General features: G+C 33.2%; 7 protein-coding genes. 3 read left to right on the top strand and 4 right to left on the bottom strand.

All coding sequences use genetic code 11. From position 1 onward, the window contains the following. The coding region (locus CIN_RS11975; protein WP_040364499.1) for a hypothetical protein at positions 1–817 on the top strand (817 nt) is incomplete at its 5' end. Positions 818–943: 126 nt separating this feature from the next. On the opposite strand, the gene CIN_RS11200 is transcribed toward CIN_RS11975, so the two are convergent. The 4 genes from CIN_RS11200 to CIN_RS11185 are packed head-to-tail and all read right to left on the bottom strand — an operon-like array spanning position 944 to position 2,952. Next, positions 944–1,525 (bottom strand): TIR domain-containing protein, encoded by a 582-nt coding sequence (locus CIN_RS11200; RefSeq protein ID WP_040364498.1) that lies wholly within the window; start codon positions 1,523–1,525, stop codon positions 944–946. Next, on the bottom strand, positions 1,525–1,962 hold the full coding sequence (locus tag CIN_RS11195; RefSeq protein WP_050798441.1) for a hypothetical protein: 438 nt from the start codon (positions 1,960–1,962) through the stop codon (positions 1,525–1,527). The genes CIN_RS11200 and CIN_RS11195 overlap by 1 nt, the downstream gene beginning before the upstream one ends. Beyond that, positions 1,937–2,443, bottom strand: coding sequence for a TIR domain-containing protein (locus CIN_RS11190; RefSeq protein WP_040364497.1), 507 nt, complete (start codon positions 2,441–2,443; stop codon positions 1,937–1,939). The genes CIN_RS11195 and CIN_RS11190 overlap by 26 nt, the downstream gene beginning before the upstream one ends. A 2-nt stretch (positions 2,444–2,445) precedes the next feature. Continuing rightward, entirely contained in the window at positions 2,446–2,952 is a 507-nt protein-coding gene (locus CIN_RS11185; protein WP_008855192.1) for a replication/maintenance protein RepL, read from the bottom strand. A gap of 477 nt (positions 2,953–3,429) precedes the next feature. Between CIN_RS11185 and CIN_RS11180 the strand changes: the two genes are divergently transcribed. Beyond that, on the top strand, positions 3,430–3,762 hold the full coding sequence (locus tag CIN_RS11180) for a MobC family plasmid mobilization relaxosome protein (protein ID WP_040364496.1): 333 nt from the start codon (positions 3,430–3,432) through the stop codon (positions 3,760–3,762). Beyond that, on the top strand, positions 3,743–4,392 hold a 650-nt coding region (locus CIN_RS11175), incomplete at its 3' end, for a relaxase/mobilization nuclease domain-containing protein (RefSeq protein WP_040364495.1). The genes CIN_RS11180 and CIN_RS11175, both read left to right, overlap by 20 nt.

Genomic DNA, 4,392 nt, shown 5'->3' with positions numbered 1-4,392 from the left:
TCTTTCAATTAAGAATGAGAATGGCAGAAATATAAGGTTAAAAGGGGCTTTTTATGAGCAGACTTTCAGAGCTGATACAGCACGCAGAGCAATCGCAGAAGCAGAAAGAGGAACAGGTCGAGAAAGTCATCGAAGAGAAATTGAACAAGCTCGAGAGCAACTTCAACGCTCGGTTAAAGCAAAGTTTCGAGAAAATAGACAGCGATTTGAAAATACAGGGAGACAAAGTAAATCAAAGATTGCTCAAGCTATACAAGCTACCGATGGTTTGTGTTGGAGGTATAGGAATTCTTTTGGTGTTGGGAGTGTTGTATCTGACTTATCGAGCGAACGACTATTGGGACAAGATGAACGAATGGAAGCGGTCGGCGGAGCTATACAAAGCCAACAGTCAGAGCATGCTGTTCAACAAATGCACGATGGACGACAAGACGACCAGAATATGCATTCAGGTAGACCCACAATTCAAAGACCAAGAGTGGGGAAACAATATGAAAGTTTTAACGATAAAGGCGGATTAAATGAACCCGATTATGAGGCAATTGCAAGAGGCATTGAGCGAGCTAAGCGAGACCGCCAAGAACGAGTTGTTTGCTATTACCGAGCAGCACAGGAAGAGCATGAACGCTGTAGAGCAGAAGCACGAAGCAGAATTGAAGCTAATCAACGAGCGATTGAGCAAGTTAGAAACCGAAAATCAGGAATTAAAGACCTTGCTCAAAAGCTGTTTGAACGAGTTAGAATAACAGTTCAAAAGAAAATTGAAAGGTATCAAGAAAGGTTACAAAATGATCGTGGGAGAGGGATAGAACTTTAATCACCATTAATAAGTTTTAAGAAATCTTTATGGGTTAAAGTAAAATCTAATTTAGGTATTGGATAAGAAAATTCTACTATTTTACTTGATTCTAAGGCTAAATTCTCTTGAAAAGTAGAATATTCTTTAAAGAGCTTTTTTTTGAGGGTCTCTTCTTATAACTTGAGTTGCAAAAGATAATTCTGAAAAAATCCAAGGAGATATTAAATTTTGATTTTCCTTAGTAGATTGTTTAGTTTCTAAGAAAAAAAAGTAATTTGTTTTCTCAATCATTTTATGTAAAGCGGTATTTAAAATTAAAAAGAGATTGCTTGTTACAAAATTTCTTTTTTTATAATTATAATTACCATTTTTTTGTAAGCAGTAATTATCATCAATTTGTTTTAATAAATTGAATATGTTTCCCCAAAATATAGAGTCGATAAAAACTTTACATTCGTATTTTTCTTCTAAAAAATTTGCTAAGTTAATGACCTTACTATTATCTTTGTGTGCGTGAGATAAGAAGATATCACATTCAATTTCTGGAAAAACATTTTCAAGAATATCTGCAACAGATATAATTCCTTCATTATTCTCAATATAATTAACAAAATTTTCGACAAAATTAGCATTGTAATTCCGTGATTCTTTATGTTTTTCTTGAAAGAATAAAGAACTATCAATTTCAATTTTATCAAAATTTTTTACGTAATAACTTACATGCATTATGTTACTCTTACAAAACTTATGAAAATACAAAAAATTATTAAAGAAGCATAAAATAAAAAAACAGATAAAGAACAAAAAGCTTTAAGCATTTTATGGCATGTAATGCTTTCTCTTTTTAAATTATATAAATCAGTAAGTTGCAAATTATGACTGTGAAGTTTTTCTATAAATTTTTCATGATTGTTTCTAAAAGCGCGTTCCATACACAAGTAATAGGCGTCGAGAATACAGCAAGTAATTATAGGATATGCAGCATAGTAACAATAAGTTGTTTGTTTATTAATAGTTAAGATAGTAAACACTGCTGCAGTTATAGCTAAACACCATTGTTTACAATTCATACTATTATTAGCAAGCCGCGTAATAATATTCTGGAGTATATTAATGTGTTGTTGTACAGCAGATGAATCATGGTTTAAAATTTCTTCTGACACGTATAGCCTCCTCTACTATTGCTGCTATATTATTTGAAATCCATTTGTATTTTTCTTTACTATCTGCCCCTGGCGGATCATAACATTTAACGATTGATGATAGCTTTTTAGTGCTTTGATTAAATGTTATGTTTTCAAAAGGATTTTTTCCTTTATAGGAAGGGTCTCTATCTTTATTTAGAAATCCATGAATATAAATTCCTACAACACCTTTTTGGTTATTCCATCCTGTAGTTATTTCATAATTTATCCACTTTCTATTAGCCGTTTCTGATCCAATTAGAACAATAACACAAGATTTATTGTCCATTTGACTGTTAATCCAATCTTTTATGGCTTTATCTCCGTTATTTTTAATTTTTTCCCAATCATTATCTGATGTTGGTTCATTGCCTTCAATGGATCCTATACTTCGTATAGTGCCAGCACGCCAATTGTCTGGGATATAATGAAAGCTGTAAAAACAATTTCTTTTAATCATAATTATTTATCTTTACGTTTTATTTCTGTTATAAATCTCATTCTATCACCATTAAAAAGAAAATGTGGGTTTATGAAATAGTCTCCCATACGTTTTGACTTTGCAAGTATTTGAGATTTTACAAGTTCATTTAAACCTTTTCTAAATGTAACATAAGCCATATGTAACTTTGGGTTCATTTTAGAAAAATGTTCGTGGGTATATTTATCTAAAACAACCTCATCTTTGCTGATTTTAGTTTGAACAATCCACATTAAGACCGTAAGAGCTTTTATCCCGTTTGCTGATAAATTAAATGTTAAACCGATATTTTGAGTAAATAGTTTTACAAATTGCTCATCATCTACTTCACGATAAGTAATAACATTGGTTGTGCTTACTTCTCCAGTTTCCTGATTTAATAAAATATCGTTACCTTGTCCGATAACAACTTTTTTCTTGCTTGTTGTGATTGCATTCACGTCAACAAAAGGATTTGTTTCGTATCTTTTCTCTGGATTGAATGTCATATTTGAACAGTCTTTCTAGTATAATGCCATGATACTTTTTTATATCACCTTATACTCTGAAAAAGCAAGCATATGATATTAAAATATACTATATAATGATATAATTTTGTATCTCGGCATACACGGATATGTATCACCTCTTGATACGGATCTGCATTTTGACTTCGCAGTTTTCTGCGGGTTGTAGCCATATCCCTTCTTATATCTTATTCTACTAGTAAAATTCATCGATTTTTGAGTAATTTTTAAAAAATGCACATGAGCCAGATTGACCGCTAAGAGTCAAAATCTGGTGATTGTGTAGTTTTTAAAAATTGAAAAAGAAAGATTGAATTTTACTTTGACAAACCACTCAAAAATTTCAATTATAGAACTCTGCAATATCGTATAGGCAAGGATATACAAATACGTATTTCATACATTAATTTGTAACCTTGCAAGGGGAAAACCCCTTAACCCCTTTAGAGTAAGTAAACCATGAAGAAACGAACGAAACGCGTAGAAGTGCAATTTACCGAAGCAGAATACGAACAATTACTTCAGAAAAAAACAAAAGCACGCTTGGCAGAATGGGTAAGAGATACTTGCTTAGGAAGTGAACTGAGTAAAAAAGCAAAGCCTGTGCCAAAAGTCGACCCTGCTTTATTGGTAGCGCTATCTAAAATTGGCAGTAACATTAATCAAATTGCACGGCATTTGAATATGGATAAGACTTTATCTGCTCAGGAAAAAGTAAAGGCTTTGTTTGAATTAGCGAGTATTGAGCAATCCTTAGGAGAGCTTGTGGATAATGCTGATAAAGTTTTTTAAACGGTCCCCTAAAAGAAATAATAGAGGTAAAGGCGGAAGTCCTAAAGCTTCTATGAATTATTTACTTAACAAGCCAGAGGGTGAGTTTAGGGTTTTACATGGTAATCCTGAGTTATCTGTAGGGCTTGCTGAGGCAATGGAGAGTGCAAACCCTTATAGTGTTGGGTGCTTGTCTTTTGAGGAAGTAAATATCCCCGAAGAAGATAAGAAAGCCATTATGCAGAAGTTTGAAGAAAGCTTCTTGGCTGGGTTAGATGCAGAGCAATATAATATTTGTTGGATTGAGCATACGGACAAGGGAAGATTAGAGCTTAATTTCTTTGTTCCGAATGTAGAGCTTTCAACAGGAAAGCGGTTAAATCTCTATTATGACCGTGCGGATAGGCATTTGGCAGAGAGTTTTAAAAAGGCGATTAATTTAGAATATGGTTTAACGTCTCCAGACGAGCCTCAGAAGCGTCAAACAGTTTCGATAGATAAATCCTTACCAAAAAATACAAAAGATGCTGTAGCGGCTTTAAATGGGCTTATTGAGCATGAATTTTCTCAAGGGAGCATCAATAACCGTCAAGATGTGATTGCTTGTTTTGAAAGACATGGGTTTGAGATTAGTCGGCAGGGAGAGAATTA

Origin of the sequence: Commensalibacter intestini A911 (genome assembly GCF_000231445.1) — a bacterium.
Classification (GTDB): domain Bacteria; phylum Pseudomonadota; class Alphaproteobacteria; order Acetobacterales; family Acetobacteraceae; genus Commensalibacter; species Commensalibacter intestini.
This window is presented reverse-complemented; position numbering and strand designations above follow the sequence as displayed.